General features: G+C 38.8%; 31 protein-coding genes and 3 pseudogenes. 22 read left to right on the top strand and 12 right to left on the bottom strand.

What is annotated here, in order from left to right:
• Positions 1-162: 162 nt before the first annotated feature.
• Positions 163-315, bottom strand: a complete 153-nt coding sequence (locus H0S70_RS14260; protein WP_228453815.1) for a hypothetical protein — start codon at positions 313-315, stop codon at positions 163-165.
• On the opposite strand from H0S70_RS14260, the gene H0S70_RS06535 reads away from it, so the two are divergent.
• Positions 244-1134 carry a tyrosine-type recombinase/integrase gene (locus H0S70_RS06535; protein WP_228453849.1) on the top strand — a complete coding sequence of 297 codons (891 nt, stop codon included), beginning with the start codon at positions 244-246 and terminating at the stop codon, positions 1132-1134. The genes H0S70_RS14260 and H0S70_RS06535 overlap by 72 nt on opposite strands.
• Entirely contained in the window at positions 1118-2236 is a 1119-nt protein-coding gene (locus H0S70_RS06530; protein ID WP_188322117.1) for an IS91 family transposase, read from the top strand. The genes H0S70_RS06535 and H0S70_RS06530 overlap by 17 nt, the downstream gene beginning before the upstream one ends.
• A gap of 224 nt (positions 2237-2460) precedes the next feature.
• On the opposite strand, the gene H0S70_RS06525 is transcribed toward H0S70_RS06530, so the two are convergent.
• Together H0S70_RS06525 and pnuC are read right to left on the bottom strand one after the other, a co-directional pair.
• On the bottom strand, positions 2461-3039 hold the full coding sequence (locus H0S70_RS06525) for a hypothetical protein (protein ID WP_188322116.1): 579 nt from the start codon (positions 3037-3039) through the stop codon (positions 2461-2463).
• A gap of 4 nt (positions 3040-3043) precedes the next feature.
• Positions 3044-3712, bottom strand: coding sequence for a nicotinamide riboside transporter PnuC (gene pnuC / locus H0S70_RS06520; protein WP_188322115.1), 669 nt, complete (start codon positions 3710-3712; stop codon positions 3044-3046).
• Between the two features lie 189 nt (positions 3713-3901).
• Between pnuC and H0S70_RS06515 the strand changes: the two genes are divergently transcribed.
• The 4 genes from H0S70_RS06515 (at position 3902) to H0S70_RS06500 (ending at position 7657) form a co-directional block, all read left to right on the top strand.
• Positions 3902-5545: an APC family permease gene (locus H0S70_RS06515; protein WP_188322114.1), complete on the top strand. Its 1644-nt coding sequence runs from the start codon at positions 3902-3904 to the stop codon at positions 5543-5545.
• Between the two features lie 68 nt (positions 5546-5613).
• The gene (locus H0S70_RS06510) at positions 5614-6630 is read left to right on the top strand and encodes a WD40/YVTN/BNR-like repeat-containing protein (RefSeq protein WP_188322113.1); all 1017 of its coding nucleotides are present in this window, start codon (positions 5614-5616) and stop codon (positions 6628-6630) included.
• 309 nt (positions 6631-6939) lie between these two features.
• Positions 6940-7527 (top strand): zeta toxin family protein, encoded by a 588-nt coding sequence (locus H0S70_RS06505; protein ID WP_188322112.1) that lies wholly within the window; start codon positions 6940-6942, stop codon positions 7525-7527.
• The gene (locus H0S70_RS06500) at positions 7511-7657 is read left to right on the top strand and encodes a hypothetical protein (protein WP_164462382.1); all 147 of its coding nucleotides are present in this window, start codon (positions 7511-7513) and stop codon (positions 7655-7657) included. The genes H0S70_RS06505 and H0S70_RS06500 overlap by 17 nt, the downstream gene beginning before the upstream one ends.
• A 50-nt stretch (positions 7658-7707) precedes the next feature.
• Here the strand turns inward: H0S70_RS06500 and H0S70_RS06495 are convergent, their stop codons facing one another.
• Together H0S70_RS06495 and xerA are read right to left on the bottom strand one after the other, a co-directional pair.
• A complete protein-coding gene (locus H0S70_RS06495; protein ID WP_188322111.1) occupies positions 7708-8430 on the bottom strand; it encodes a hypothetical protein in 723 nt (240 codons plus the stop codon).
• Between the two features lie 348 nt (positions 8431-8778).
• Positions 8779-9852: a site-specific tyrosine recombinase/integron integrase gene (gene xerA / locus H0S70_RS06490; protein ID WP_188322110.1), complete on the bottom strand. Its 1074-nt coding sequence runs from the start codon at positions 9850-9852 to the stop codon at positions 8779-8781.
• 317 nt (positions 9853-10169) lie between these two features.
• Here xerA and H0S70_RS06485 point away from each other — a divergent pair, with 317 nt between their 5' ends.
• From H0S70_RS06485 to H0S70_RS06470, 4 genes are read left to right on the top strand one after another with little or no spacing between them, the layout of a single operon-like run.
• The gene (locus H0S70_RS06485; protein ID WP_188322109.1) at positions 10170-10400 is read left to right on the top strand and encodes a hypothetical protein; all 231 of its coding nucleotides are present in this window, start codon (positions 10170-10172) and stop codon (positions 10398-10400) included.
• A gap of 55 nt (positions 10401-10455) precedes the next feature.
• Positions 10456-12111, top strand: coding sequence for a DUF262 domain-containing protein (locus H0S70_RS06480; RefSeq protein WP_188322108.1), 1656 nt, complete (start codon positions 10456-10458; stop codon positions 12109-12111).
• A complete protein-coding gene (locus H0S70_RS06475) occupies positions 12108-12287 on the top strand; it encodes a hypothetical protein (protein WP_188322107.1) in 180 nt (59 codons plus the stop codon). Before H0S70_RS06480 ends, H0S70_RS06475 begins: the two co-directional genes overlap by 4 nt.
• A gap of 10 nt (positions 12288-12297) precedes the next feature.
• The gene (locus H0S70_RS06470; RefSeq protein WP_188322106.1) at positions 12298-12720 is read left to right on the top strand and encodes a hypothetical protein; all 423 of its coding nucleotides are present in this window, start codon (positions 12298-12300) and stop codon (positions 12718-12720) included.
• A 248-nt stretch (positions 12721-12968) separates the two neighbouring features.
• On the opposite strand, the gene H0S70_RS06465 is transcribed toward H0S70_RS06470, so the two are convergent.
• Both H0S70_RS06465 and H0S70_RS06460 read right to left on the bottom strand, forming a co-directional pair.
• Entirely contained in the window at positions 12969-14075 is a 1107-nt protein-coding gene (locus H0S70_RS06465) for an IS91 family transposase (protein WP_394367316.1), read from the bottom strand.
• Positions 14059-14943, bottom strand: a complete 885-nt coding sequence (locus H0S70_RS06460) for a tyrosine-type recombinase/integrase (protein WP_262891151.1) — start codon at positions 14941-14943, stop codon at positions 14059-14061. The genes H0S70_RS06465 and H0S70_RS06460 overlap by 17 nt, the downstream gene beginning before the upstream one ends.
• Here H0S70_RS06460 and H0S70_RS14255 point away from each other — a divergent pair.
• Both H0S70_RS14255 and H0S70_RS06455 read left to right on the top strand, forming a co-directional pair.
• Positions 14881-15033 (top strand): hypothetical protein, encoded by a 153-nt coding sequence (locus H0S70_RS14255; RefSeq protein ID WP_228453814.1) that lies wholly within the window; start codon positions 14881-14883, stop codon positions 15031-15033. The two genes, H0S70_RS06460 and H0S70_RS14255, sit on opposite strands and share 63 nt — an antisense overlap.
• Before the next feature lie 323 nt (positions 15034-15356).
• Positions 15357-16691 (top strand): AAA family ATPase, encoded by a 1335-nt coding sequence (locus tag H0S70_RS06455; protein WP_123249570.1) that lies wholly within the window; start codon positions 15357-15359, stop codon positions 16689-16691.
• 328 nt (positions 16692-17019) lie between these two features.
• Here the strand turns inward: H0S70_RS06455 and H0S70_RS14495 are convergent.
• Positions 17020-17148 (bottom strand): annotated as a pseudogene (locus H0S70_RS14495) (tyrosine-type recombinase/integrase); the annotation flags it as partial.
• Here H0S70_RS14495 and H0S70_RS14490 point away from each other — a divergent pair.
• From H0S70_RS14490 to H0S70_RS06440, 3 genes are all read left to right on the top strand, one after another.
• A complete protein-coding gene (locus H0S70_RS14490; protein WP_262891138.1) occupies positions 17107-17238 on the top strand; it encodes a hypothetical protein in 132 nt (43 codons plus the stop codon). The pseudogene H0S70_RS14495 and the gene H0S70_RS14490 overlap by 42 nt on opposite strands.
• 309 nt (positions 17239-17547) lie before the next feature.
• Positions 17548-17847, top strand: coding sequence for a hypothetical protein (locus H0S70_RS06445; RefSeq protein ID WP_188322104.1), 300 nt, complete (start codon positions 17548-17550; stop codon positions 17845-17847).
• Between the two features lie 2 nt (positions 17848-17849).
• The gene (locus H0S70_RS06440; protein ID WP_188322103.1) at positions 17850-18305 is read left to right on the top strand and encodes a hypothetical protein; all 456 of its coding nucleotides are present in this window, start codon (positions 17850-17852) and stop codon (positions 18303-18305) included.
• 250 nt (positions 18306-18555) lie between these two features.
• On the opposite strand, the gene H0S70_RS06435 is transcribed toward H0S70_RS06440, so the two are convergent.
• Both H0S70_RS06435 and H0S70_RS06430 read right to left on the bottom strand, forming a co-directional pair.
• Positions 18556-19674 (bottom strand): IS91 family transposase, encoded by a 1119-nt coding sequence (locus tag H0S70_RS06435; protein WP_188320469.1) that lies wholly within the window; start codon positions 19672-19674, stop codon positions 18556-18558.
• On the bottom strand, positions 19658-20539 hold the full coding sequence (locus H0S70_RS06430; RefSeq protein WP_262891150.1) for a tyrosine-type recombinase/integrase: 882 nt from the start codon (positions 20537-20539) through the stop codon (positions 19658-19660). Before H0S70_RS06430 ends, H0S70_RS06435 begins: the two co-directional genes overlap by 17 nt.
• Between H0S70_RS06430 and H0S70_RS14250 the strand changes: the two genes are divergently transcribed.
• From H0S70_RS14250 to H0S70_RS06410, 5 genes are all read left to right on the top strand, one after another.
• Complete coding sequence (locus H0S70_RS14250; RefSeq protein ID WP_228453699.1) at positions 20477-20629, top strand: hypothetical protein; 153 nt, start codon at positions 20477-20479, stop codon at positions 20627-20629. The two genes, H0S70_RS06430 and H0S70_RS14250, sit on opposite strands and share 63 nt — an antisense overlap.
• A gap of 464 nt (positions 20630-21093) precedes the next feature.
• Positions 21094-21420 (top strand): helix-turn-helix domain-containing protein, encoded by a 327-nt coding sequence (locus H0S70_RS06425; protein WP_188322102.1) that lies wholly within the window; start codon positions 21094-21096, stop codon positions 21418-21420.
• 3 nt (positions 21421-21423) lie between these two features.
• Positions 21424-22644, top strand: a complete 1221-nt coding sequence (locus H0S70_RS06420; protein WP_228453813.1) for a DNA cytosine methyltransferase — start codon at positions 21424-21426, stop codon at positions 22642-22644.
• 1 nt (position 22645) lies between these two features.
• A complete protein-coding gene (locus tag H0S70_RS06415; protein WP_188322101.1) occupies positions 22646-23746 on the top strand; it encodes a DNA methyltransferase in 1101 nt (366 codons plus the stop codon).
• Between the two features lie 180 nt (positions 23747-23926).
• Entirely contained in the window at positions 23927-24481 is a 555-nt protein-coding gene (locus H0S70_RS06410) for a hypothetical protein (RefSeq protein WP_188322100.1), read from the top strand.
• A gap of 252 nt (positions 24482-24733) precedes the next feature.
• On the opposite strand, the pseudogene H0S70_RS14720 reads toward H0S70_RS06410, so the two are convergent.
• Both H0S70_RS14720 and H0S70_RS14240 read right to left on the bottom strand, forming a co-directional pair.
• Positions 24734-24856 (bottom strand): annotated as a pseudogene (locus H0S70_RS14720) (IS91 family transposase); the annotation flags it as partial.
• Between the two features lie 276 nt (positions 24857-25132).
• Positions 25133-25261, bottom strand: a pseudogene (locus tag H0S70_RS14240) (tyrosine-type recombinase/integrase); the annotation flags it as partial.
• Between H0S70_RS14240 and H0S70_RS14485 the strand changes: the two are divergent.
• Positions 25220-25351 carry a hypothetical protein gene (locus tag H0S70_RS14485; RefSeq protein WP_262891137.1) on the top strand — a complete coding sequence of 44 codons (132 nt, stop codon included), beginning with the start codon at positions 25220-25222 and terminating at the stop codon, positions 25349-25351. The pseudogene H0S70_RS14240 and the gene H0S70_RS14485 overlap by 42 nt on opposite strands.
• Before the next feature lie 262 nt (positions 25352-25613).
• On the top strand, positions 25614-26675 hold the full coding sequence (locus tag H0S70_RS06400; RefSeq protein ID WP_188322099.1) for a serine hydrolase domain-containing protein: 1062 nt from the start codon (positions 25614-25616) through the stop codon (positions 26673-26675).
• Positions 26676-26884: the final 209 nt, after the last annotated feature.

Below are 26884 nucleotides of genomic sequence, written 5' to 3'. Positions count from 1 at the left end.
TCATGTTGAAAGCTCTCTCTCGTTATTTTTTAGTTGCCACCTCTGAATCCGGAGTTGAACTAAACCTCCGGTAGCTTTTCCCATTCGCCGTTTTAGTAACTTTGTTTTTATTAACCTTTTAAAAACTCATGAAATGGCTACAAAAAAAAATCTCCGGAGGATTTAAGGACCAACAAATTCCTGAATCGTGCCTCGAGCGAAGTTAACGGTTTTGCCGAACTTCTGCAACGCTTCGAAAGAAATATTTCCATCCTGGGCAGAAGCAAGCGTACCTTCGACAATTATTCCCGTCACGTTGCAGCCTTGGCGCTTCATTTCGGTAAAGTCCCTACCGAATTAGACCCGGAAGACATCAAAGATTACCTTTTTGAACTTCAAAAGCGATCAAAAACCCCTTCTCAGTCGTACTTTAAACATACCGTTTACGGACTGCGGTTTTTGCTGAAAACCGAAGGTTTGCCTTACAGCTACCTCCATCTTCCCGCGATTCCAAAAGTGAAAAAACTTCCCACTATTTTAAGCCGTGAAGAAATCTGGCGCATGCTTCAAAGTGCTGAACTCCTGAAACACAAACTGCTCATCGGCCTGATCTACGGTGGCGGACTGCGCTGTATGGAAGTAAGGAATATCAAGCTTCAGCATTTGGATTTCGACCGGAAGATGCTGCATATCGTACAGGGTAAAGGGAAGAAAGACCGCTATGTTCCCCTGTCCGAACATTTAATCAGAGGCTTGAAAACCTTCATCAGTATTGAAAATCCGGATCAGTATTTATTCAATGGGAACCATAACAGGAATATTGAGGAGATTGATTTAAAAACACATCAAAACGCTTTACAGAAACCGGATTTCGATTCCCGCTACAGCCAGCGCGGTGTGCAGTGGGTGATCAAGACCATCTCAAAAAAAGCCGGCATCACCAAAGAGGTTCACACCCATACTTTGCGCCACAGCTACGCCACGCATCTGCTGGAAGACGGCGTTCCGATCATCATGGTACAGAAACTTCTGGGTCATGAAAGAATTGAATCGACGATGGAATACCTTCATGTCTGCCAACTGTCGGATCAAACTCCGCACAGTCCTCTGGATACCGTTTTCGCTTTGTGCCGCAAAAATGGAAGCCCGAAGTAAGGCAAAGCATCAAAACGGAAGCGTTGCAGATGTTCTTCGTAAAATCAGTTTATCGGCACGGAATTTTACGGCTCATCAGGAAAAAACGCTTCGGGCCCTGTCATATTGCCGCACTTCAGCTTTGGGTGGTCATATCGATGCGTGCGACGGTTGCGGAAATCTTTCCATCAGTTACAACTCGTGTCGTAATCGGCACTGCCCGCAATGTCAGGGACACAAAAAGGAAGAATGGATCCAGAAACGCGAAGCGGATTTACTACCGTGCAGCTATTACCATGTGGTTTTTACCCTGCCGGAGGAGTTGAATGGGCTAGCAATATCCCAGTCCCAACTCATTTACAAAACATTGTTTGAAGCAGCTTGGGCCACTTTAAACCAGTTTGGCAAAACGGAAGGAATGCAGCTCGGAATGATTGCGATACTTCACACGTGGGGACAGAACCTGAGCTTGCATCCGCACCTGCTCTGCATTGTTCCCGGTGGAGGCACTAATAAACAGGGAAAATGGAAAGGCAAAGTACGAACCGATAAATACCTTTTTCCGGTAAAGGCTTTGGGCAAGGTATTTCGGGCGAAGTTTGCAGCTTCATTAAAGGCTTGTGGAATTAAAGATGCTGATCTCATGGACAAGCTCTTCGCCAAAAACTGGGTCGTCTATGCCAAAAGACCTTTTGGCGGTCCGAAACAGGTGATTGAATATTTAGGCAGATACACCCACAAAGTCGCCATCAGCAATCACCGCATCAAAGAAGTTACCGATAAAGAAGTTCGTTTTGCCTACAGGGATTACCGAAAGGGCAGCGAAAAAAAGGAAATGACCCTCAGCAACGAAGAGTTTGCGCGAAGGTTCTCCCTGCATATTCTGCCAAAAAGGTTTGTGCGGATCAGGCATTATGGAATCCTGAGTAGCAGCTGGAAACGCGGGAAACTGCAGAATTTACAGGCAGAGTTGAAAGTCGAAAGAATCGTTTTCCTTCCCCAGACTTTGCTTAAAAAATGCCGCTGTTGCAAAGAAGGAAACCTTGTGACCATTGCTATTTTCGGGCAGCGGGGGCCGCCGCAGGATTTTCTTTTCGTCACCCAACCTTTGTCTGCAGAATAAACTTGTGGGTAAGGGAATCTGTGTTCTGCAGCGAAGAAAAACAGCAGAAAACACCCACAAAGACCACAAAAGGTCACAAAAAAAAGCAGTCCTTCCGAAAAACTGCTTTGTGATCCTAAATTCTAAAATCGAAAACTCCATAGACTGCCAAAATACCGCTGAAAAGCTACCGGAGCTTCCGTTCAACGGGCTTTCATTTCTTGTCTTGCAGACAAAACGAAAGCTTAGTTATTATTGGAAGTATTCCGTACTGAGTTTTCCGGTGTTGAAGAGGGTTGTTTCGCCTCCGTTGTGCCTGTTCTGAAACCTCCCTGATTTGTAGATGTTCTAGGGGTTACCGGCGTTGAAGAAGGAGTATTGCTGTTAGTTGTTCCGCTATTGTTGTTCGTATTGCTGCGGAAACCACTGTTGGAATTATTTCCAGTTCTGTTGTTCGTAGTGGTGTTTCGGTTATTATTACGAAGCGTTTGGCTATTGTTTCGGAAAGTTGCCGTGTTGGTATTGGTACTTCCGGTTGCCGTGTTATTTTGTCTCACTACATAGATTCTTCGGTTATTTTGTCCTACATAGTAAGGTATACCGTTGTCGTAATAGTAATTCATGTTTTGGCGATAGTAGTAACCATCGTTTCCGTAATATCCACCTTGTCCGTAGTACGATTGTGGCGCATAGTAATATCCGTTGTCGTAATAGGCATCGTAATAAGGGCTGTTGTTGGTTGCGTAGCCGTCTGTATAGGCAACACAAGAAGTCAGTCCTGCTGTGAGGACTAAGACTGCAAAGTATTTAATATATTTTTTCATTGTTTTAAAGGTTAATGGTGTTCTTATTTTTTTTCCATTCAAAATAGCCCATAATGGCCATACCTGTAAATACCAAATACTGTACCGAAGTAATGCCTAAACCTTTGTAAATCATCATAGGTATGCAAATGAAATCGCCAATGATCCAGAAGATCCAGTTTTCAATTTTCCGTTTTGCCATAAGCCACATTCCGACCAGGAAAACCGCAGTGGTGAAAACATCCAGCCAGTTCGCCCAATCGAGGTGATCAAGACCCAGCGTTACGTTGCTCATCGAGAAATGATTATCGATAAAAGGTTTGTAATAATACACCATCGTAACGAGGATTAAACTCAAGAAAAAAAGTACCGATGCGAATATCCATTCTTTTTTTTCAGTCCAAGAAACTTCTACATGCACCTGATCTTCCGAACTTTTTGCCCAAAGTATCCAACCATAAATGCTCATTACGGTGTAATAAAAATTAATCATCATATCGCCCAGAAGCCCGAATTTGAACAAAATATACACATACAAAGCCGTAGAGATAATCCCGGTCGGGTAAACCCAAATATGTTTTTTGATGGAGAAATACACACTCAGCAAACCGAAAACAGCAGCAACCGCTTCCAAGATGATTTGGTAGGGTTCATAAGACTCGTAAGGCAACAGAAAAAGTTCGTAGAAATTCATGCTTTCAAAGATAAATATTTTATTTTCTAATGCATGCGAGCTGTTTCATTTGCCATTTCTCTATGAAAATCAGAAAACTAAAGGGGTTAATTGATGATTTAAAAAAGAAAAGTGACGAAAAATAGTTAATCATTACCAAATTTTTATATTTTTGAAAATCTTAAAAAAGAATAATATTATTTAAAAGCTATGGCGAATATTTGGATAAAAAAACCAATGGAAGCTTATGAAGCGGACATTAAAAAAAGTGAATTAAAAAGGGTTCTTGGCAAATGGAGCCTTACCGCGATTGGTATCGGAGCCATTATTGGAGGAGGAATTTTTGTACTTACCGGTACAGGAGCTTATTACAATGCAGGTCCGGCCTTGGCGCTTTCTTTTGTTGTAGCAGGTATAGCTTGTGTATTTGCGGCCTTATGTTATGCGGAATTTGCCTCTATTCTCCCGGTTGAAGGATCCGCTTATGCATACGCTTACGGAACCGTGGGCGAAATTTTCGCTTGGATTATCGGTTGGGGATTGATCCTGGAATACGCGATGGGATCCATGACGGTAGCGGTTTCGTGGTCGGGCTATTTTGCCAAATTGCTTAAGATGTTTGGGTTGCATTTGCCGTATTGGATGACCACCGATCCGGGAACTGCTAAAAAAGCTTTCGGTGAAGCGACCAGACAGATCGCGAATGGCAATCTTCCGACCGATAAATTGCAGACTTTTCAGGAAACTATCAATAATTTCAATGCAGCTCCGGAAATTTTCGATATGAAAATTTTTCTAAATCTTCCTGCCTTGCTCATTGTTTTATTTGTTATTTCTATTTTGATCAGAGGAACCAAAGGAGCAGCAAAAGCCAATAATATGATTGTCATCATGAAGGTTTCTGCGATTATTTTTGTAATTATAGCGGGACTTTTCTTTATTAATGTTGAAAACTGGACGCCTTTTATCCCTGAAGCGACCGTAATTACCGAGAACGGGGTCTCCCATTCGGCGTACGGTTATGGGGGAATTATAGCGGGTGCGTCTGCGATTTTTTTCGCGTATGTCGGTTTTGATGCGGTATCTACCCAAGCGGGAGAGGCTATCAATCCGAAGAAGGATGTTCCTTTTGCCATCATCACTTCACTGGTGATCTGTACGATACTCTATATCTTGGTTTCACTGGTGCTTACCGGGATGATGCATTATACGGACTTCAATCCTTTAGGCAAATATCCGGACGCGATTAAAGCGCCTGTGGCTTATGCATTCGATATTGCGGGACAAGCTTGGGCAGGGTATATCATCACCATTGCGGCGACTGTTGGTTTAATTTCAGTGTTAATGGTAATGATTATGGGACAATCCCGTATTTTCTTAGGGATGTCGAAAGACGGTTTGATCCCTAAAACCTTTTCTAAAGTAAATCGTGAAACGGGAGTTCCTACCAAAAATTTAATGATTTTGGGAGCCATCATTGCGGTTATCGCATCGCTTACTCCGATCAACGATTTGGCTCACATGACGAGTTTCGGTACTTTGTTCGCCTTTACCATGGTATGTGTGGCAGTTTGGGTGCTTCGAGTGAAACAGCCGAATGTGGAAAGAAGTTTCAAAGTTCCTGCGTTGCCGCTGATTGCTACTTTAGGAATTCTGATTAATGTGTATTTAATTTTCAACCTTAGTAGAGAAGCCAAAATGTACTCAACCGCATGGTTGCTTATTGGTTTCGTAATTTATTTCCTTTACAGCAAGCGACATTCAAAACTTCAAAAAGAAGGTTATGGCGAGACCTTTAAAGCTGAAAAAATACCTTTAGAAGACATTGATATCGATATCGACAACAAAAAATAATTGATGGAAAGAGGCCGTTTCATGTTGGAGGCGGCCTCTTTTTTTTTGTTTTTAATAACCTCACTTTTATGAAAAAATTCTTCGTTTTTTTCGTGCTCATTCACTGCAGTTTTGTTGCTGCTCAAAAAGTGCAATTCCAGACGTTACTACACGATAAAATCTCCATTCGGGCGTTACAGATTTGGGACGGCAAAGTATGGTATTCCGGTACTGATTCCAAATTCGGATATGTGAGTTTGAAAGATACTGCAGACAAGATGCAAATGAGAATCACTGCAGAAAAACTGGATTTTCGAACTTTAGCACAGACCAAACATGCATTTTACACGATTAATGTGGGTACTCCTGCAAAATGGTTTACCGTACAGAAAAGTGATTTGAAGGTTAAATTAAACATGATCGACACCACCAAAACCGTATTTTATGATGCTTTTGCTTTTGACCAGGTTAAAAATCGTGGCATTGCAATTAGCGATCCCAACGAAGATGGAAGCAGTAAAAATTTAATTTTCACCTATAAATCCCGCAAAAATCCAAAAACTGAATTTCCAAAATATTTTCCTGGTGAAGCGCATTTCGCAGCAAGCAATAGCAATATTGCAATGCACGGAAACTGGGTATGGATCGCTACTGGTGGAATGAAATCCCGAATTTTCAAATTCAATTGGAGCCATCCTTTCACTTGGAAAATTTATGAAACGCCTTTCGTTCAAGGAACCTCTTCAACCGGTATTTACTCCATCGATTTTTACGATAAAAACTTCGGAATCGCAGTGGGCGGCGACTATACCAAACAAGCAGAAAACGTTAACAATATCGCAACCACCCACGATGGAGGCGAAACCTGGCAAATTCAGGCATCAGGAAAGAATGGCGGTTACAAAACCTATGTGAAATTCCGCCCGAAATCTAAAGGGAAAGACATCATCGCGGTGGGAGACCAAAATATTGAACTTTCCACCGATTTCGGGAAAACCTGGACTACCATTTCAGAAGAAAAAGGGCTTTTTGTTGGTGAGTGGATGGATGAAAACACCTTGGTTCTTGCCGGGAAAAACAGAGTAGTGAAAATGACGCTCCATTAATCGAATTTTAATTTTAAACAAATCCGGAGTAGGGAAGAAGTGGTTTTCTTGACTCCGGATTTTCTTTATCCTTCAACTTGCTGTGCCCAAAGATAAGCGGCTGAAAATTCTAATATCAATGTTTAAATTAGCTAAGAGGAATTGGTAAATTCGAGGACTGAATAGAACATGCTTTTGTATCTCGATTATTCTCTAAATTTCTAAATGTATTTTGGTGATTTTCGGATGGTTTTCGGTATTTAATCAAGCGATAGATATTGATTATTTTGATGAAATATTAAAAGAAAAAATAATATTACATTTGTAGAAATGAAAGAAAAAAATCTTTATATCATCGCTGGTTGTAATGGTGCAGGTAAAACGACCGCCTCGTTTACTATTCTGCCTGAGATTTTAGATTGTAAAGAATTTGTAAATGCAGACGAAATAGCAAGAGGTTTATCACCTTTTCAACCTGAAAAAGTTTCTTTTGAAGCGGGAAGAATTATGCTAAAACGTATTGATGAATTGTTTTCTGAAAATGAAAATTTCGCATTTGAAACTACTTTAGCAACTAAAAGCTATAAAGAAAAAATTCTAAAGGCTCAGGAGAATGGATACTTTGTAACGTTACTTTTCTTTTGGCTTAAAAATACAGAACTTGCTAAAGAACGTGTAAAAACAAGGGTTTTAGAAGGAGGTCATCATATTCCGGACGATATTATTGAAAGACGATATTATAATGGAATCCTTAATCTGTTCTATATTTATCTTCCGATTGTGGATCAACTTTTGATTTTTGATAATTCAGAAGGGAAGCATAAATTAATTGCTGAAAAAAATGATGGGGAACAAATATCAATCATTCGAGAAGAAGAATTCAACCAGATAAGAAAATACTATGAAAAAGGAAAGTAATATTGAAAGACGAGATAAAATTGTAAAAGGTCTTGAAAAGGCCTATGAAAAAATGCTCGAGTTTAAGCGCAAAAATAACAGCAAAGTTGTGGTGATGCGTGAAAATAAAATCGTGAAAATCAAGCCTTAACTTTTTTCTTATAACGTTTAGAGAATTGTGATCCAAGCTCTAAATTTTCTTTACCCTTCAACTTGCTGTGCCCAAAGATAAGCGGCTGAAAATTCGTCCATCGCGATTAAAGGTTGATTTTTTGAGGCAAACTTCACACAACCTACCATGAGCAACCATCCTTCCGCAGAATCGGTCGGAATCACCCATTCCTGAGCAGGAAACGAATCTGTTGCACTGATCTTCATTTCTATGGACGAAAGTACTCTTACGGGAGTATAGATGCTGTTGAGGTATGCTGAAATTACAAATAGCGTCACCACTGCGGAGTTGCAGTTTTTCGGAGGAATGATCTGGGTTTTCCATTTGATTTCCGGTAAATGAACCTTTATTTCGGTGGTGGAAGTGCTTTCAACCTCCGGGAAAAAGTTTGTGCAGCTTTGCCATTCCATTTTTGGATTGAATGAGAATCCTGCTAAACCTTGCGGATCCCCGAATTGTGGGGTGTTTTCTGAATTGGTAGCTGGATTTCCCACAATGGTTTTCCGGATTCTTGCGCGGTGGCGGGCTGCAAAATATTGTATCGGAGGAATTCCCAAAATCCTCAATAGTTGCAAGCGGAACATTTTTTCTCTAGCGCTCACCAACCCGAAAATTCCTGCAGCAGCCTTAGTTTCGGGCGTTTGCTTTACTTTATCCGGTTTTACCCGTGCGAAGGTGCGTTTGCCATCATTCACAAAAACGATATTCCCAATTGCACCACTCAGGTTGCCATTCTTCTTCAGATTTGCCATAACGATTACTTTTTTGGGTTAGGTTAGCGTTCCTTTCAAGCCAGTACTAAAGGATATTGCTACTGACCAACAAGGAGTTAACTTCGATAAAGGTACAATAAAAATCCAATATAAATCTATTATTTCTCCAATAATCTATTGGACTTATATTGGACCTATAATGGACTTATATTGGAGTTATAGCGAAAGAGAGTCGGAGGGGACTGGGAGAAAATGGGAAGCGGACTGAGAAGAAAAGGTAAGGAATCTCACCATTAATCAATTGCTAAGAATTGATAAGAATGCGCGTGTTTAGATTATTTTAAAAGAAAGGATGAAAATAGGAAGGGGTAGTCATTTTAAATATATCTATAAAGAATCCAGCGGACTTTTTATCTTAGATTTTGACAGATCTGTCACATGGGTGTAGATTTGGGTAGTCTTAATGGAATGATGCCCCAGAAGCTCCTGAATAAACCGAATATCGGTACCCGTTTCCAATAAGTGCGTGGCAAAACTGTGGCGCAAGCCGTGGATGCCCACTTTCTTTTTGATGCCTGCTTTTTCCATCGCCTTTTTAAAAACAGCCTGTGCAGACCGTACAGAGTACGCCCCGCCTTCCTGCCCCTCGAAAAGGTAAATCTTTGGGCGGTAGTTCAGGTAATATTCCCGCAGTTCAGGCAATAGGCTCTCCGGAAGTACTGCGATGCGGTCTTTTTTACCTTTGCCCTGCTCTATCCGCACCAGCATCTCTGCACTGTCTATATCGGATAGTTTTAATGCCACCACTTCGCTCACGCGAAGCCCCATGCCGTAACACACTTTCAGAATGAGTGCATGTTTGGGATTTTCTGTGGCGGCGATTATTTTCTTTATTTCTGCTTTGTTCAGCATTTTGGGCAGTAACAGCTTTTTCTTTGGCCGAGGGATGTCGAAAAACATTTTTTGGCGGTGCAGTACTTGCTCAAAATAAAACTTCACTGCATTCATGCGGCTGTGGATTTCGCTTTCCGATAGTTTTAGCTTTTCATGGCAGTAGAGAAAATAAGACCGCAACCGTTCAGTTGTAAGTTCCTGTATAGGATTTCCTTTCATTACATAGAGCAGCTGGGCAAACTCTGTGCTGTAAGTTCTTACCGTATTTGCACTATAGCCTTTCAATAGCAGATGCTCCTGAAAACGCGTGAATTCTGGTAAGTTGATAACATGGATTTTTGCTAAAACAGCTTCACCTGTTATTTTTTGCGGAAGACCGAAAATTGCGCGGTGAGATCTGGTATCAGCTACGTACCATTTTTTTTGGGTCGACGACCAGCGAGCTTTGGTTTGCGATCTGAGGTGGCTAATAAGCTCTTTATCCTTATCAAAACTTACCCAAATCACTTTAGATCCATAGTGGGTGCCGACGGAAAAACTATATCTTTTATCAGCAAAATCATTCAAAACGCTTCGTTTTTTGTATATGTTAAAATTTCTTAAAAACTCAATAAATTAGGCGGAATTATGGTAAAACAATTCATAATACGCAATACAAATTTACATATAATTCACTATTTAACAATACATTACGCGATATATTTAATTTATTTTAAAAAATACTTGGTTCTTTCAAAAATCTGCGTATATTTGGGTGTTACCTGCTATGTTAAGACGACCGTTCACAACGACACAGTTTGACGGACTGACAAACGAAATTTGCAGAAAACGGGGAAAGCTGAAAACCGAATAGAGTAAGCACAAACAAAAAAACAATTTTAAATATGGCTTTAAGTTGGTATCAATGTAAAAACTGTGGAACTTCAATCAAGAAGGACAGTAGCCCAAGCAGTTCGGGTTGTTCTGCAAAAACATTTCATTCGTGGACAAAACTTGCTGAAGTTGGCGACACTAATTACAGTTGTAAAAAGTGCGGAACGACAATTCAAGCAAAATCTTCACCAAGTAGTTCAGGTTGTCCTGACGCAACTTTTCACTCGTGGACAAAACTCTAAAACGATAAAATGAAGGTGGCTTCGCCACCTTCATTTTATTTTTTAATTCAAAGAAATGGAAGCAAATCAAACAGAAAATAAAACAGCAGAAAGCATTCAACAGCTTTTCAAAAATTCGGACTGCGTTCGAATACCAGCATATCAACGAGCTTACAGTTGGGGTGACAAACAATGTTCTCAATTTCTTGAAGACCTTTTAGAACAAAAAGGAAAGAAATATTATTTAGGGCAATTCCTTTTTGAAAAAGATGGGAACACACTTTTTATAATTGACGGACAGCAAAGACTTACAACAACAATTCTTTTTCTTTCTGCAATCGCCAAAATCAAAATTCTAAAAGGCGAAAACATTGAAAGCATTAGAGAAATCTATTTGACAGACGTTTTCAAGACTATAGATGACGACCAAGTGATTTTCAAAAAAGTAACTCAAAAACATTTGGTTTCAGCAATTGACGACACCGAAACCATTTCACAAAAGAGAATTATTGAAGCGTTTAACTTCTTTGAAACAGAGTTGAGCAAACTTGACAATGAGAATTTAAACTTAATTCAGCAGACATTAGAAAATGCTGTAATCAGCACCTTTTATATTACCAATAAAGTTGAAGCAACACAGGTTTTTGAATATCAAAACAATCGTGGCAAAGAACTTTCAAGATTTGAAGTAATCAAAGCATATTTAATGCACCAGATTTACATTCACAGCACAAACAACAACCAAGCAAACAATGACATTGCGGAAATTCAAAGCATTATTTCCAAAACATACCGATACATTGAAGCAGTTGAAGGCTACTTCACGGAAAATGAACTTTTAGATAATTACTGCAATTTGTTTTTCAATATTGGTGGTAACATTGAAGCCATAAAAGAAAAGTTAAACAAAGAAGAAAATAAAACGCAATGGATAAAGTTGTTCTTTGAAAACTTCGTTGAACTAACTCATAGTGCTAAAAGTATTGTGAGTAACAAAAACCAATCAGATATTACAAACCTATTTTTTGTAGGTAACGAAGCAAATTGGAAACTTGTTTTGCTGACAATTTTCTACAAGGGAGAAGTAACAGGCGACACATTCAAAAAGATTTTAAAATTATTAGAAGTGCTTTGCTTCAAACTTAAACTTGGCGACTATCGGACAGACTATTTGTCTCATTATTCAAAGCAGTATTTCAACCCAAAGGTTGCTTACAATATTGACAATCTGTATCAAGACATTAAGAACGTAACAGAAGCAGGATTTAAGTGGTATTGGAATGACGGAGACAGATTTAAAAACATAATCACAAACTATTTTGACAACGAAAAATGGCATTACAACCGAAATACAATCAAGTTTGTTTTGTGGCAATACGAAAACAGTTTAAGACTTAAAAACCGTTCAGGTGCATTGTTAGACAAAGAACTCTATAACAGTTATACAATTGAACATATCAAACCACAAAACCCGACAGACGAAGAATACAGCGAAGAGTTTAGAAAGAACTTTTTACAACTTGCAGGCAACTTGGCTTTATTGACACAGAGCCAAAACAGTAAGTTCGGTAACAAATCCTTTGACAAGAAAAGTGAATTGTTTCAGGACACAGCTTTATCAAGTTACACAGAAATCAGAGAAAAAACTCAATGGTCAGAAACGGAAATTACGGAACGACACAAACGTATTTCTGACTTTGCTAAACACTATTTTGACACGACCAACATATGACGACCGAAAGAAACACAGCAGGTAACAGCGGTTTTGCAAAAAAGCGGGTTCAGTGGTTAATTCAACATTCTGCAACGCATCAAATTTTGTGGTATGTTGACAGTTTGGTACTCCGAAATCCGCTTCTTCGCAAAGCCGCAAAACGTTATCTGCAAGTTTATCCAAAACATCGCTAAAACCTAAAAAATGAAAAAAACTTTAACAACCTTAATTTTATGTTTTGCCATCTTTTCTTGTAATAAAAATGATTACATTTTAGAAAGTAAAATTAGTGCTGAAATTATTCAAAAAAAAGAATTAAATCTTTCAAATTATAATGATTTTGATTGGGATTCTTTAATAATTATCAGTCCTTATTCAAGTATTGAAAAAATTGCAGCTGAAAACAAACTTGACTTAGCGAATGTTAGCAAATCCATTGAGTCTCTGGACAACATAAATTTAATAATATTCATAAAAGATAAAAGGGCTGTAAAAACTTGTGAATTAAAACGTATGTATGGAGATTTTAATGGAATTTATGGACAAATTATCCCAAAAAACAAAGCAAATTTTTATATGACGGGAGATATTTTTCCTAAAAATCCTGCTAAAATACATCTAAAATAAAGAAAACCTGCAGATAATAACTAAGCTTTCGTTTTGTCTGCAAGACAAGAAATGAAAGCCCGTTGAACGGAAGCTCCGGTGGCTTTTCAGCGGTATTTTGGCAGTCTATGGAGTTTTCGATTTTAGAATTTAGGATCACAAAGCAGTTTTTCGGAAGGACTGCTTTTTTTTGTGACCTTTTGTGGTCTTTGTGGGTGTTTTCTGCTGTTTTTCTTCGCTGCAGAACACAGATTCCCTTACCCACAAGTTTATTCTGCAGACAAAGGTTGGGTGACGAAAAGAAAATCCTGCGGCGGCCCCCGCTGCCCGAAAATAGCAATGGTCACAAGGTTTCCTTCTTTGCAACAGCGGCATTTTTTAAGCAAAGTCTGGGGAAGGAAAACGATTCTTTCGACTTTCAACTCTGCCTGTAAATTCTGCAGTTTCCCGCGTTTCCAGCTGCTACTCAGGATTCCATAATGCCTGATCCGCACAAACCTTTTTGGCAGAATATGCAGGGAGAACCTTCGCGCAAACTCTTCGTTGCTGAGGGTCATTTCCTTTTTTTCGCTGCCCTTTCGGTAATCCCTGTAGGCAAAACGAACTTCTTTATCGGTAACTTCTTTGATGCGGTGATTGCTGATGGCGACTTTGTGGGTGTATCTGCCTAAATATTCAATCACCTGTTTCGGACCGCCAAAAGGTCTTTTGGCATAGACGACCCAGTTTTTGGCGAAGAGCTTGTCCATGAGATCAGCATCTTTAATTCCACAAGCCTTTAATGAAGCTGCAAACTTCGCCCGAAATACTTTGCCCAAAGCCTTTACCGGAAAAAGGTATTTATCGGTTCGTACTTTGCCTTTCCATTTTCCCTGTTTATTAGTGCCTCCACCGGGAACAATGCAGTGCAGGTGCGGATGCAAGCTCAGGTTCTGTCCCCACGTGTGAAGTATCGCAATCATTCCGAGCTGCATTCCTTCCGTTTTGCCAAACTGGTTTAATGTTGCCCAAGCTGCTTCAAACAATGTTTTGTAAATGAGTGCGGGATTGGCAATTGCCAAACCGTTCAGCTCTTCGGGAAGCGTAAAAACGAGATGATAATAGCTGCACGGGAGTAAATCCGCTTCGCGCTTCCGGATCCATTCTTCTTTTTTGTGTCCCTGGCACTGGGGACAGTGACGGTTTCTGCAGGAGTTGTAACTGATGGAAAGATTTCCGCATTCGTCGCACGCATCGATATGACCACCCAAAGCTGAAGTGCGGCAGTACGATAAAGCCCGAAGTGTTTTTTCCTGATGAACCGTAAAATTCTGAGTTGATAAACTGACTGCGCGCAGAACGTCGGCTACACTTCTGCCCTTACTTCGGGCCTGCATTCCTGCTGCATAAAGTAAATACCGTATCCAAAGGACTGTGCGGTTTTTGGTCCGAGAGTTGGCAGACATGAAGGTATTCCATCGTCGATTCAATCCTTTCATGCCCCAGAAGTTTCTGAACCATGATGATCGGAACGCCGTCTTCCAGCAGATGCGTGGCGTAGCTGTGGCGCAAAGTATGGGTGTGAACGACTTTGGTGATGCCGGCTTTTTTAGAGATGGTTTTAATCACCCACTGCACACCGCGCTGGCTGTAGCGGGAATCGAAATCTTTGCTGGCAGACCGTGAAGCCCCTGTGCTGAGCGCATCAATCTCTTCAATATTCCTGTTATGGTTTCCATTGAATAAATACTGATCCGGATTTTCAACTTTAATAAAGGTTTTTAAGCCTCTGATTAAATGCTCCGACAAAGGTACATAACGGTCTTTCCGGCCTTTACCCTGCACAATGTGAAGCATTTTCCGGTCAAAATCCAGATGCCGAAGCTCGATATTCCGCACTTCCATACACCGGAGTCCACAACCGTAGATCAGGCCGATGAGCAGTTTGTGTTTCAGGAGTTCGGCGGTTTGAAGCATGCGCCAGATCTCTTCGCGGCTCAGGATTACGGGCAGTTTCTTGACTTTTGGAATCGCGGGAAGATGGAGGTAGCTGTAAGGCAAGCCTTCGGTTTTCAGCAAAAACCGCAGTCCGTAAACGGTATGTTTAAAGTACGACTGAGAAGGGGTTTTTGATCGCTTTTGAAGTTCAAAAAGGTAATCTTTGATGTCTTCCGGGTCTAATTCGGTAGGGACTTTACCGAAATGAAGCGCCAAGGCTGCAACGTGACGGGAATAATTGTCGAAGGTACGCTTGCTTCTGCCCAGGATGGAAATATTTCTTTCGAAGCGTTGCAGAAGTTCGGCAAAACCACTAACTTCGCTCGAGGCACGGTTCAGGAATTTGTTTGTTCTTAAATCCTCCGGAGATTTTTTTTTGTAGCCATTTTATATGTTTTTTAAAAGGTTAATAAAAACAAAGTTACTAAAACGGCGAATGGGAAAAGCTACCGGAGGTTTAGTTCAACATTGTATTGGCAAAATGCGGGATTTAGGGAAGAATTGAAAAGCAGAAAAAATAATCCGCTCGTGCTTTTCAATGCTGCAATTTTTTGTAAGTTAGCAGTATTGAAAAAGCATTCGCTACGTTTGGTCTTTATTGAACTTTTAGTTCTTCGAAAGCCCGCACTTCGCCAATACCTTTTCCGTTAGCGGCAATATTATAAAAACAGTTACCAGAAATGAGAATACGTAAAGTAAAATGGGACAATCATCCGATTTTAAAAGATTTAGAATTAAGTTTCGTAAAAAATGACAATACAGCATATGAATCTATAATTATTGCCGGTGAAAATGGTGTTGGTAAAACTTCAATTTTACAGACTATTAGTACTTTTTTAAACAAAGGAACGTTCGAGTTTTTTGACTTTATAGAATATGAAGTAGATGGAAAGATTTATTTAGCATTACCAACTACAGGTGATAGAAAAAGTTTTTTTAGAATAAAAGATGATGATGAAATTATCAATGTCAACACGGATAAAAATCATCTTAATGCTACAATTGACAATGACTCTAAAAATATTCGATTCCATGGTTCTGTTTTTTCTAAAGCAAGAGCAGATTTTAAAACTGAGAAAATTAGTCACACAACAACTAAAGAACTCGACACTGATAAATATGACATCGATGAATCGGACAATTTTACTCAGCTAAAACAATTAATAGTTGATATAGAAAATCAAGACAATTCGGAATATTCAAATCTTAATCGAAATTTAGGTCCGAACCCCAAAACATGGGACGATTTTTATAACACTTCAAAAATGTTTAGATTTACCAATGCATTCAATAATTTTTTCGATTATCTGAAATACGAGAAAGTTTCAGACATAAATGGCGAGAAAACAATACTTTTCAAAAAAGGAGCTGCGTCAATTAATATTGATAATTTGAGTACAGGTGAAAAACAAATTGTTTTCAGAGGTAGTTATTTATTAAAAAACATTAATAAGTTGGAAGGTGCAATCATTATGATTGATGAACCAGAAATAAGTATGCACCCGAAATGGCAACGAAAAATTTTAAATTACTATAAAACATTGTTTACAAACGATTCGGGGAGTTTAATTTCACAATTGTTTTTTTCAACACATTCTGAGCATGTTATAAATAATGCTCTTCAAGACAAGAATGAAAATATTGTAATTGTTATAAATTCGAGTGGATCACACAAAATAGACGCACCATCAGTCCTGCCTAGCATAACTTTCGCAGAAACGAACTATTTGGCATTTGGAATTGAATCGAATGATTACCATATCGAACTGTATGGTTTTTATCAGCATAAAAATTCATTAACTACCATAAAAGATACTGACAATAAAATACTTACTGAAATAGAGTATGACGCAAGTAAGCATCAAAAAATATATCCTCATCCTAACGGAAGAACTACTTATGAAACTTTACCTACTTATATAAGGAATGTTATAGATCATCCAGACGGCATTCATTTCTACAGTGAAGAGGAATTAGGAGAGTCAATTAAATTCCTAATTAAAGTTTGCTCATAATAAAATACTGCCGCTAATAACTAAGCTTTCGTCTTGTCCGCAGGACAGAAGATGAAAGCCCGTTGAACGGAAGCTCCGGTGGCTTTTCAACAGCTTTATGGTCCTCTTATGGGGATGTCGTTTTTAGAATTTAGAGGTACAAAGCAATTTTTCAGAAGGACTGAAGCATTCGCCAGATTTCTTCACGGCTTAAAATAGTGGGAAGTTTTTTGACTTTTGGAATCGCGGGCAGATGGAGGTAACTGTGAGGCAAACTTTCGGTTTTCAGCAAAAACCGCAGTCCGTAAACGGTATGTTTAAAGTACGACTGAGAAGGGGTTTTTGATCGCTTTTGAAGTTCAAAAAGGTAATCTTTGATGTCTTCCGGGTCTAATTCGGTAGGGATTTTACCGAAATGAAGCGCTAAGGCTGCAACGTGACGGGAATAATTGTCGAAGGTACGCTTGCTTCTGCCCAGGATGGAAATATTTCTTTCGAAGCGTTGCAGAAGTTCGGCAAAACCGTTAACTTCGCTCGAAGCACGATTCAGGAATTTGTTCGTCCTTAAATCCTCCGGAGATTTTTTTTTGTAGCCATTTTATACGTTTTTTAAGGGTAAATAAAAACAAAGTTACTAAAACGGCGAATGGGAAAAGCTACCGGAGGTTTAGTTCAACACAGTATTTGCAAAAGGCGGGGTTGAATATTTAATAGAACTATTTTTTGCATTTAGTCGCAACTTGCTTTTCATATTACTTTTTTTTGTAATTTGGTAATCTGAAAAAGCAATTTGCTTCGGTCGGTCGAAATTGAACTTTTCGTCCAATTTAGCCCGCCCTTCGCAAATACTTTTTCCGTTAGCAGAAATTTTACAAAAATGACTACAGATAAAAAATTTATTGAAAAACTTCTAAAAAATGTTGAAGATCAGAATGAAGGAATTTTAATTCCAAACGAAATTGAATTGGAAATTTCAAAAATTGAAAACTTTGATTACGAAATAGCAAAAGAGTTAACATTAATTAATGAAAATATTTTTACTGAAAAAAGAGGAATAAATAATGATGTATTTAGTGAAAACAAATATTCAGTCCCCTTAATTACTTTTGCTAATGATAATAAAACAATTAAATTCTATCCAATCGCATTGAAAAAATATCTCACTAAAATAATTTAATAATGAAAAAAATCAGTTTATTACTTATTCTGTTATTATGTAGTAATTTTTACTATTCGCAAACAAAATCAGAAACAGAAACTTGGATAAAAAGTTTTATTAGTACTTACAGTAATGGTACTATTAATTTTCAAAATGGAATATTAACACATGAAGACCCTTATGACCCGATAGGATTACATGTAAGAGCAAGTGTTGCAATCAAAGATTTGGCAGGGGTTAAAGTTTCTGGTGGAACAAAGGGACATACTGCTATCTATCTTTCCTGTTATGATGGACAATGTGTTAATGATGGAATCAAAAGCAGAGAAGCTTCCTCTTTTGATACTTTTAAAAATAACAAATTATCTATGCAAATGAACTCTGAAATTTCTGAAGATCTACAAAAAAGAATTGAAAAAGCATTCAATCACTTAATAAAACTATACGGAGGGAAAAACTTATCGAATACTTTTTAAAAAACTTCTGCTAATAATAACTAAGCTTTCGTTTTGTCTGCAAGACAAGAAATGAAAGCCCGTTGAACGGAAGCTCCGGTAGCTTTTCAGCGGTATTTTGGCAGTCTATGGAGTTTTCGATTTTAGAATTTAGGATCACAAAGCAGTTTTTTCGTAAGGACTGCTTTTTTTGTGGCGTTTGGTAGCCTTTATTGGTGGATTTCAGCGGTTTTTCCTCGCTTCAGAACATAGGTTCCCTTACCCGCAAAGGTTATTTTGCAGACAGCGTTTGGGTAACGAAAAGAAAATCCTGCGGCGGCCCCCGCTGCCCGAAAACAGCAATTGTAACCAGGTTTCCCTCCTTGCAGCACCGGCATTTATTGAGCAAAGTCTTGGGTTTTGCTTCCGGAACCCGGATGTTTAAATCAGACTGTAAATTCTGCAGTTTCCCGCGTTTCCAGCTGCTACTCAGGATTCCATAATGCCTGATCCGCACAAATCTTTTTGGCAGAATGTGCAGGGAGAACCTTCGCGCAAACTCTTCGTTGCTGAGGGTCATCTCCTTTTTTTCGCCACCTTTCCGGTAATCTTTGTAGCCAAAACGAACTTCTTTATCGGTAACTTCTTTGATGCGGTGATTGCTGATGGCGACTTTGTGGGTGTATCTGCCTAAATATTCAATCACCTGTTTCGGGCCACCAAAAGGTCTTTTGGCATAGACGACCCAGTTCTTGGTAAAGAGTTTATCCATTAAATTGGAATCTTTTACTCCCGAAGTTCTCAATAAAGCCACAAACTTTGCCCGAAATACTTTGCTCATCGCTTTTACCGGAAAAAGGTATTTATCGGTTCGTACTTTCTTTTTCCACTTTCCGTGATGATCAATTCCGCCGCCAGGAACAATGCAGTGCAGGTGCGGATGCAAGCTCAGGTTCTGTCCCCACGTGTGAAGTATCGCAATCATTCCGAGCTGCATTCCTTCCGTTTTGCCAAACTGGTTTAATGTTGCCCAAGCTGCTTCAAACAATGTTTTGTAAATGAGTGTGGGATTTGCAATTGCCAAACCGTTCAGCTCTTCGGGAAGCGTGAAAACGAGATGATAATAGCTGCACGGGAGTAAATCCGCTTCGCGCTTCTGAATCCATTCTTCTTTTTTATGACCTTGACATTGCGGACAATGCCGATTACGACACGAGTTGTAACTGATGGAAAGATTTCCGCAGCCATCACACGCATCAATATGACCGCCCAAAGCAGAAGTTCTACAATACGATAAAGCGCGAAGCGTTTTTTCCTGATGAGGCGTAAAATTCTGGGCCGATAGATTGAGTTTACGAAGAACATCTGCAACGCTTCCGTTTTGATGCTTTGCCTTACTTCGGGATTCCATTTTTGCGGTACAAAGCAAATACGGTATCCAAAGGACTGTGAGGCTTCTGATCCGAAAGCTGGCAGACATGAAGGTATTCCATCGTCGATTCAATTCTTTCATGCCCCAGAAGTTTCTGAACCATGATGATCGGAACGCCGTCTTCCAGCAGATGCGTGGCGTAGCTGTGGCGCAAAGTATGGGTGTGAACTTCTTTGGTGATGCCGGCTTTTTTTGAGATGGTCTTGATCACCCACTGAACGCCGCGCTGGCTGTAGCGGGAGTCAAAATCAGGTTTCTGTAAAGCGTTTTGATGTGTTTTTAAATCAATCTCCTCAATATTCCTGTTATGGTTTCCATTGAATAAATACTGATCCGGATTCTCAATACTGATGAAGGTTTTCAAGCCTCTGATTAAATGTTCCGACAAGGGAACGTAACGGTCTTTGCTCCCTTTACCCTGAACAACATGCAACATCTTCCGGTCAAAATCCAGATGCTGAAGTTTGATATTCCGCACTTCCATGCAGCGCAGTCCGCAACCGTAGATCAGGCCGATGAGAAGTTTGTGTTTCAGGAGTTCAGCACTTTGAAGCATGCGCCAGATTTCTTCGCGGCTCAGGATTACGGGCAGTTTCTTGACTTTTGGAATCGCGGGAAGATGGAGGTAGCTGTAAGGCAAACCTTCGGTTTTCAGCAAAAACCGCAGTCCGTAAACGGTATGTTTAAAGTACGACTGAGAAGGGGTTTTTGATCGCTTTTGAAGTTCAAAAAGGTAATCTTTGATGTCTTCCGGGTCTAATTCGGTAGGGACTTTACCGAAATGAAGCGCCAAGGCTGCAACGTGACGGGAATAATTTTCGAAGGTACGCTTGCTTCTGCCCAGGATGGAAATATTTCTTTCGAAGCGTTGCAGAAGTTCGGCAAAACCATTAACTTCGCTCGAGGCACGGTTCAGGAATTTGTTGGTCCTTAAATCCTCCGGAGATTTTTTTTTGTAGCCATTTCATGAGTTTTTAAAAGGTTAATAAAAACAAAGTTACTAAAACGGCGAATGGGAAAAGCTACCGGAGGTTTAGTTCAACATAGTATTGGCAAAAGACGGGGTGAATATTGTCTTTGAGAATTCAGTTAGCAATATCCGCAAAAATGCTTTTCATATTTCTTTTTTCAGTAATTTAGAAATCTGAAAAAGCATTTTGCTCAGGTTCGGTCTTCCTTTGAAATTGTCAGCAAAGTAGCCCGTCCTTCGCCAATACTTTTTCCGTTAGCCGTCACCCTAACCGACCAACGCGCAGACATCAACAGACCTACAAAAAACGGACTGACCAAGCCCAACTGCCATCGGAAAAAACGTGAGTGATTTTCTTCTATTTCTACCTTGAATTCTCAATTTTATTGTAACTTTGCCAAAATTGTCAAGGCGAAAATATCAAGAAAATGAAAGAAACATTTGGCGAATACATTCACAAACTTCGGTCGGACAGCGGACTGACTCTGACAAAACTTGCCGCTGCATTGGACATTGACCAATCTACACTTTCAAAAATTGAAAATGGTAAACGAAATGTTCCCGTTAACGTTCTACCGAAACTTTCAACCGTTTTTCAACTTGACTTAAAAAAACTTGAACATGAATATTTCAGCGAAAAAATCGCTGAAATTATTTATCTGCAAGAAGAGCCAAAACAACTTCTGAAAGTAGCAGAAGAAAAGGCAAAGTATATGAGAATAAGAAATCAAGAACAAGGAAAACTAAACTTTTAGACTATGATTAAATACTCAAAACTTAGAGAGCAACTAAAAGTTGAAACCTTAAACGGAAATGCAGAAGATTTGGCGTATTTCACGCATTATCTGCACAACCATAAAAATGGCGTTTCAAAATCTTACGAGAAACGAGCCAAAGAATACTTTTATGAAATCAATGAAGAATTAAGCATTGTCGCTGAACCCGAATTACAAGCAATGCTTCCTATAAAATGGGACATTCCTTTTCCTGCACCTGAAAAACCTGAATTTACATTCATTGATTTGTTTGCAGGAATTGGCGGTTTCCGTATTCCAATGCAGGAACTTGGCGGAAATTGTGTGTTTTCTTCTGAATTTAATTACCACGCTCAAAGAGCATACGAATTGAATTTTGGTGAAGTTCCATTTGGCGACATTACAAAAATAAACACAGACATCGTTCCAAAGCACGACATTCTTTGTGCGGGTTTTCCGTGCCAACCGTTCAGCATTTCGGGGAAAATGAAAGGTTTTGAAGACACAAGAGGAACGTTAATTTACCACGTTTTTGAAATCATTGAAAAACATCAGCCGAAAGTCGTTTTTCTTGAAAACGTAAAACATTTGGTTTATCACGACAAGAAAAAAACGTTGGCGACCATTATTCAACATTTAGAAGAATTAGGCTATACAGTATCTAAAAAGGTTTTAAATGCTTCGGATTTTGGTTTACCACAAAATCGTGAAAGAATTATTATCATCGGACACAAAGACAAAAAATTTGATTTCTCCAACATCAAAAAGAAATCCAAACCTGCATTGAAAAAATTTTTAGACAAGGAAAATGATTTTGAGTATTTGAATGAGCCATATACCATTTTAGAAGAGCAAAAAAAGCAAGATTCGGGTTTGGTATTTGCGGGTTACAGAAACAAAACCATTCGCAAAGCAGGTGTTAGAGAAGGGACTGAACATTTATCAAGAGTTCATAAACAACCGAATCGGATTTATTCAACCGAAGGTGTTCACCCTGCATTGCCTTCTCAAGAATCATCGGGTAGATTTTGGATTTGGCACGAAGGAACAGTTAGAAAATTAACTATTCAAGAATGTTACCGAATTATGGGCTTTCCCAACAAATTCAAATTGCTGAACAACAAAGCAGAGCTATACAAACAAATAGGAAATTCAGTTGCAATTCCAATGATTAAAGCTGTTGCGGAAGAAATTAAATCACAACTTTTAAGCGTAAATAAATAGAATGGAGCCAATAGAATTTTTGAAACAGATTTATAATGAATCAATGGCGATTGTTGGTTCTGATAATACAATTAAATCAGATTTAGACCCAAAAGCCGCCAATCATTTAAGCGAAATTTTAGGCAGGTCAGAATCGGCAAAAGCCGTAATTACTGTTATCCTTACAAGTGCAGTTTATAAAATGCTCAATCACGAACAAGACATTAGAAACCATCAAACAAGTATTCCAAATGGATATTCGGGCAGAACATTTGATTCAAAATTCATCACGCCGTTTTTGAAAAGTGTAAAGTTTCCCGCAATGGCAGAAAGCGGTTGGCTAACTCGTTCGTTAGAACAGAAAGTTCCTTACGATTCAAATTATTCGGGTGCAATTCGCCCCGACTCTTTGAAAACAGCATTTTTAGAAACAATTGCTTTCATTCAGAAAGGCAAAGATTTGGACAAAGTATTGAGTTTTCTGTTTCAAGGTTTAATCATTCAACGAAATGCACAGCAAATTGATTTGGCAAAACCACACAATTTGCAAATAGCTACAATAATTGACCTACTGACAAAACACTTTGATACAAAATATTCGGCAGAAGGAGCATCTCGTTTACCAGTTTTGGCTTTGTATGCGGCTTATCAATGTTTGGTAAATGAAACCAAAAGATTTGAAGGAAAAACGTTGTGGCCAATAGAAAGCCACACATCAGCCGACACAAGAAGCGGACGAATTGGCGACATTGACATTGTTGACGAAAAGGAAAGAGCGTTTGAAGCCGTTGAAGTAAAACACGGAATTGCAATTACAGCCCAACTTGTAAAGGACGCTTTTGAAAAATTTAAAACCACACAAGTATCTCGCTATTATTTGCTTTCAACCGCCAACATAGACGCTTCACAAGCAGACGAAATCAACAAAGAAGTTGACCGCATTAAAAACATTCACGGTTGCCACGTTATTGCAAACGGCTTGACAAATTCGCTGAAATACTATTTGCGTTTGCTTTCCGACACTTCGGAGTTCATTGAAAACTATGTGAACCTAATTGAAACGGACACCGCATTGAAATTTGAACACAAAACGGAATGGAACAACATAATTTCAAAAATGTAACGACCGACAAAAAGGGCGAACGGCTAACAAGGGTTTTGCAATAGTGGGGCGAAACTGCAAAGTTCAAAGGTTGTTCTTCGGTTCAACTTTTGTGCAAAATTGAAGATTTGTGCTTCGATTGCCCCACCATCGCAAAGCCCCAAAACGTTATCTGTAATCGTTCCAAAACCCTGTCAATAAATGAATTTTACCATTGAAAATAAAGGCGATGTTTCAAACGAATTTCTAAAAAGAGGAATTAAAGATTTTAAAGGTGCGTGTGACTTTATCTCAAAACTTCCTTACAAGAGGAATAGAAACAAGAAGAGCCTTTTATGCGTATTTGAAGATAAAGCTGGAACTTGTAGCACGAAACATTCAACTCTACGAAAACTGGCACTTGAAAATGATAGGAATGACATTAAACTGATTCTTGGTATTTTTAAGATGGATGCTGAATACACCAAAAAGATTGAAAATACACTGAATGAATATGGTCTTGAATATATTCCTGAGGCACATAACTATTTAAAGATTGTGAACGAATATTATGATTTCACAAATCCGAATTCTCAGTATTCTGACCTTGAAGATAAAATATTAGAAGAAAGTGAAATAGAATACAACGAAATATATGAAGAAAAAATCAAAACTCATAAACTCTTTTTTGAAAAATGGATACAAGATAAACCGCAATTCGATCTAGAAAAAATTTGGGAGGTAAGAGAAAAGTGTATATTTGACTTGCAAAATTGAAATTACGACTACAGATAATAACTAAGCTTTCGTTTTGTCTGCAAGACAAGAAATGAAAGCCCGTTGAACGGAAGCTCCGGTAGCTTTTCAGCAGCATTTTGGTCCTCTTATGGGGATGTCGTTTTTAGAATTTAGAGGTGCAAAGCAGTTTTTTCAGAAGGACTGCTTTTTTTGTGGCGTTGGGTAGCCTTTGGAAGTGGTTTCTGCGGGGTTTTACTGGCTGTAGGGCACAGCTTCCCTTACCCGCAAAGGTTATTTCGCAGACAAAGGTTGGGTGACGAAAAGAAAGTCCTGCGGCGGACCGCGCTGCCCGAAAACAGCAATGGTAACCAGGTTTCCCTCCTTGCAACACCGGCATTTATTGAGCAGCATCTTCCGGTCGAAATCCAAATGCTGAAGCTTGATATTTCTTACTTCCATACAGCGCAGTCCGCACCCGTAGATCAGGCCGATGAGCAGTTTGTGTTTCAGGAGTTCAGCACTTTGAAGCATTCGCCAGATTTCTTCACGGCTTAAAATAGTGGGAAGTTTTTTCACTTTTGGAATCGCGGGAAGATGGAGGTAGCTGTAAGGCAAGCCTTCGGTTTTCAGCAAAAACCGCAGTCCGTAAACGGTATGTTTAAAGTACGACTGAGAAGGGGTTTTTGATCGCTTTTGAAGTTCAAAAAGGTAATCTTTGATGTCTTCCGGGTCTAATTCGGTAGGGACTTTACCGAAATGAAGCGCTAAGGCTGCAACGTGACGGGAATAATTGTCGAAGGTACGCTTGCTTCTGCCCAGGATGGAAATATTTCTTTCGAAACGTTGCAGGAGTTCGGCAAAACCGTTAACTTCGCTCGAGGCACGGTTCAGGAATTTGTTCGTCCTTAAATCCTCAGGAGATTTTTTTTTGTAGCCATTTCATGAGTTTTTAAAAGGTTAATAAAAACAAAGTTACTAAAACGGCGAATGGGAAAAGCTACCGGAGGTTTAGTTCAACACGGTATTTCTATTAGCGGGGTTGAAGTTTACATTTATAAAGATTTTCGCTAATTGATCATTTTGGTATATTTACAAAGACCTGTTATAAAAAGCCCCGCCAACAGAAATACCCAACCGTTATCGGCAAACTCATCAGAATAAACGTAAAACAATGAAAAACAAATCAATATATCAAATTTCCTTTATATTCTTTTTTATTTTTTTCTCCTCAACTATAAAATCACAAACAAAAAATAAACCTTTTTTTGAAGAATTCACAAAAAAAATTAATGATTCAATTCCTTCTATTGGCTCATTCATTGTCTCTAAAAATGACAAAATTATTTATGAGCAATATTTTAACGGAGCTAATAAAGAAACAATCTTTAATGTAAAATCTGTAACGAAAAGTATCACTTCAATTTTGGCGGGAATTGCAAAAGATAAAGGATTACTTTCTAACCTTAATACTCCAATTTTAAAAATTCTTACAGAATATGATATTTCACGAGATAATTTTAATAACATTTCAAACATTGAAGGAAAAATTACCAATGATTCTATTAGAAAAACAGTAACATTAAGACATTTAATGACAATGCAAGGTGGTTTTGATTATACTGAAAATAGTCAACTTTCTCGCGCCATGGGGTTTTCTTCAGACCCTGTAAAATTTATGCTAGACTTACCTTTTGAAGAATATCCAGGAGATACATTCAACTATAGTTCTGGCGAAACTTATGTTTTCGGAGCAGCACTTTCAAAATTGGTAGATTCCAGTTTGAAGGATTTTGCTGACAAAAACTTGTTCAATCCACTATCTTTAAAAATAACAAAATGGGATACAGATGTTCTAAACAGAAATTTGGCAGGTTCTGAACTTTTTATGAAACCAAATGATATGCTAAAGTTCGGGTCTTTAATTCTCAACAAAGGGAAAATTGAAAACAAACAAATTGTATCTGAAAAATGGATTGAAGAATCTACAGCAGAACAAGTAAAATTGGATTCTTGGGATGTTTTACCAAATGCAAATGGTTATGGATATTATTGGTGGCGAAGAAAAACAAATGGACATCAAGCCTTTGTAGCAGTTGGTTATGGAGGACAGATTATTTGTATTGTTCCTGATTTAAGAATGATAATTGTTACAACTTGTTTTCTTGGAGAAAAAAATCGTGGAAGAATTGAACTTAAAAAACTTCACGGTTTTATTGACCAAATAACAAAATAGAATAGTCTGCAGATAATAACTAACCTTGAGCTTCGCTCTGTTCACTTCGTTCGAGTCGTTTTGTCTGCAAGACAAGAAACCGAAGGTTCGGCGAAGCCAAATGAATTGATAAATCACTGAGACCTTGAAAAAATAGAAATTACGAAGTAAAGCCCATGTTGAACTAAACCTCCGGTAGCTTTTCAAGAGCAGTATGATGGTCCTCTTAT

Source organism: Chryseobacterium manosquense (assembly GCF_014623485.1).
GTDB lineage: Bacteria > Bacteroidota > Bacteroidia > Flavobacteriales > Weeksellaceae > Kaistella > Kaistella haifensis.
This window is presented reverse-complemented; position numbering and strand designations above follow the sequence as displayed.

What these genes read in the sequence shown, in the direction of transcription:
- H0S70_RS14260 (WP_228453815.1), bottom strand. Translation starts at nt 315, where the DNA reads ATGAAGCGCCAAGGCTGCAACGTGACGGGAATAATTGTCGAAGGTACG.
- H0S70_RS06530 (WP_188322117.1), top strand. Translation starts at nt 1,118, where the DNA reads ATGGAAGCCCGAAGTAAGGCAAAGCATCAAAACGGAAGCGTTGCAGAT.
- H0S70_RS06525 (WP_188322116.1), bottom strand. Translation starts at nt 3,039, where the DNA reads ATGAAAAAATATATTAAATACTTTGCAGTCTTAGTCCTCACAGCAGGA.
- pnuC (WP_188322115.1), bottom strand. Translation starts at nt 3,712, where the DNA reads ATGAATTTCTACGAACTTTTTCTGTTGCCTTACGAGTCTTATGAACCC.
- H0S70_RS06515 (WP_188322114.1), top strand. Translation starts at nt 3,902, where the DNA reads ATGGCGAATATTTGGATAAAAAAACCAATGGAAGCTTATGAAGCGGAC.
- H0S70_RS06510 (WP_188322113.1), top strand. Translation starts at nt 5,614, where the DNA reads ATGAAAAAATTCTTCGTTTTTTTCGTGCTCATTCACTGCAGTTTTGTT.
- H0S70_RS06505 (WP_188322112.1), top strand. Translation starts at nt 6,940, where the DNA reads ATGAAAGAAAAAAATCTTTATATCATCGCTGGTTGTAATGGTGCAGGT.
- H0S70_RS06500 (WP_164462382.1), top strand. Translation starts at nt 7,511, where the DNA reads ATGAAAAAGGAAAGTAATATTGAAAGACGAGATAAAATTGTAAAAGGT.
- H0S70_RS06495 (WP_188322111.1), bottom strand. Translation starts at nt 8,430, where the DNA reads ATGGCAAATCTGAAGAAGAATGGCAACCTGAGTGGTGCAATTGGGAAT.
- H0S70_RS06485 (WP_188322109.1), top strand. Translation starts at nt 10,170, where the DNA reads ATGGCTTTAAGTTGGTATCAATGTAAAAACTGTGGAACTTCAATCAAG.
- H0S70_RS06480 (WP_188322108.1), top strand. Translation starts at nt 10,456, where the DNA reads ATGGAAGCAAATCAAACAGAAAATAAAACAGCAGAAAGCATTCAACAG.
- H0S70_RS06475 (WP_188322107.1), top strand. Translation starts at nt 12,108, where the DNA reads ATGACGACCGAAAGAAACACAGCAGGTAACAGCGGTTTTGCAAAAAAG.
- H0S70_RS06470 (WP_188322106.1), top strand. Translation starts at nt 12,298, where the DNA reads ATGAAAAAAACTTTAACAACCTTAATTTTATGTTTTGCCATCTTTTCT.
- H0S70_RS06465 (WP_394367316.1), bottom strand. Translation starts at nt 14,075, where the DNA reads ATGCAGGCCCGAAGTAAGGGCAGAAGTGTAGCCGACGTTCTGCGCGCA.
- H0S70_RS14255 (WP_228453814.1), top strand. Translation starts at nt 14,881, where the DNA reads ATGAAGCGCCAAGGCTGCAACGTGACGGGAATAATTGTCGAAGGTACG.
- H0S70_RS06455 (WP_123249570.1), top strand. Translation starts at nt 15,357, where the DNA reads ATGAGAATACGTAAAGTAAAATGGGACAATCATCCGATTTTAAAAGAT.
- H0S70_RS06445 (WP_188322104.1), top strand. Translation starts at nt 17,548, where the DNA reads ATGACTACAGATAAAAAATTTATTGAAAAACTTCTAAAAAATGTTGAA.
- H0S70_RS06440 (WP_188322103.1), top strand. Translation starts at nt 17,850, where the DNA reads ATGAAAAAAATCAGTTTATTACTTATTCTGTTATTATGTAGTAATTTT.
- H0S70_RS06435 (WP_188320469.1), bottom strand. Translation starts at nt 19,674, where the DNA reads ATGGAATCCCGAAGTAAGGCAAAGCATCAAAACGGAAGCGTTGCAGAT.
- H0S70_RS14250 (WP_228453699.1), top strand. Translation starts at nt 20,477, where the DNA reads ATGAAGCGCCAAGGCTGCAACGTGACGGGAATAATTTTCGAAGGTACG.
- H0S70_RS06425 (WP_188322102.1), top strand. Translation starts at nt 21,094, where the DNA reads ATGAAAGAAACATTTGGCGAATACATTCACAAACTTCGGTCGGACAGC.
- H0S70_RS06420 (WP_228453813.1), top strand. Translation starts at nt 21,424, where the DNA reads ATGATTAAATACTCAAAACTTAGAGAGCAACTAAAAGTTGAAACCTTA.
- H0S70_RS06415 (WP_188322101.1), top strand. Translation starts at nt 22,646, where the DNA reads ATGGAGCCAATAGAATTTTTGAAACAGATTTATAATGAATCAATGGCG.
- H0S70_RS06410 (WP_188322100.1), top strand. Translation starts at nt 23,927, where the DNA reads ATGAATTTTACCATTGAAAATAAAGGCGATGTTTCAAACGAATTTCTA.
- H0S70_RS06400 (WP_188322099.1), top strand. Translation starts at nt 25,614, where the DNA reads ATGAAAAACAAATCAATATATCAAATTTCCTTTATATTCTTTTTTATT.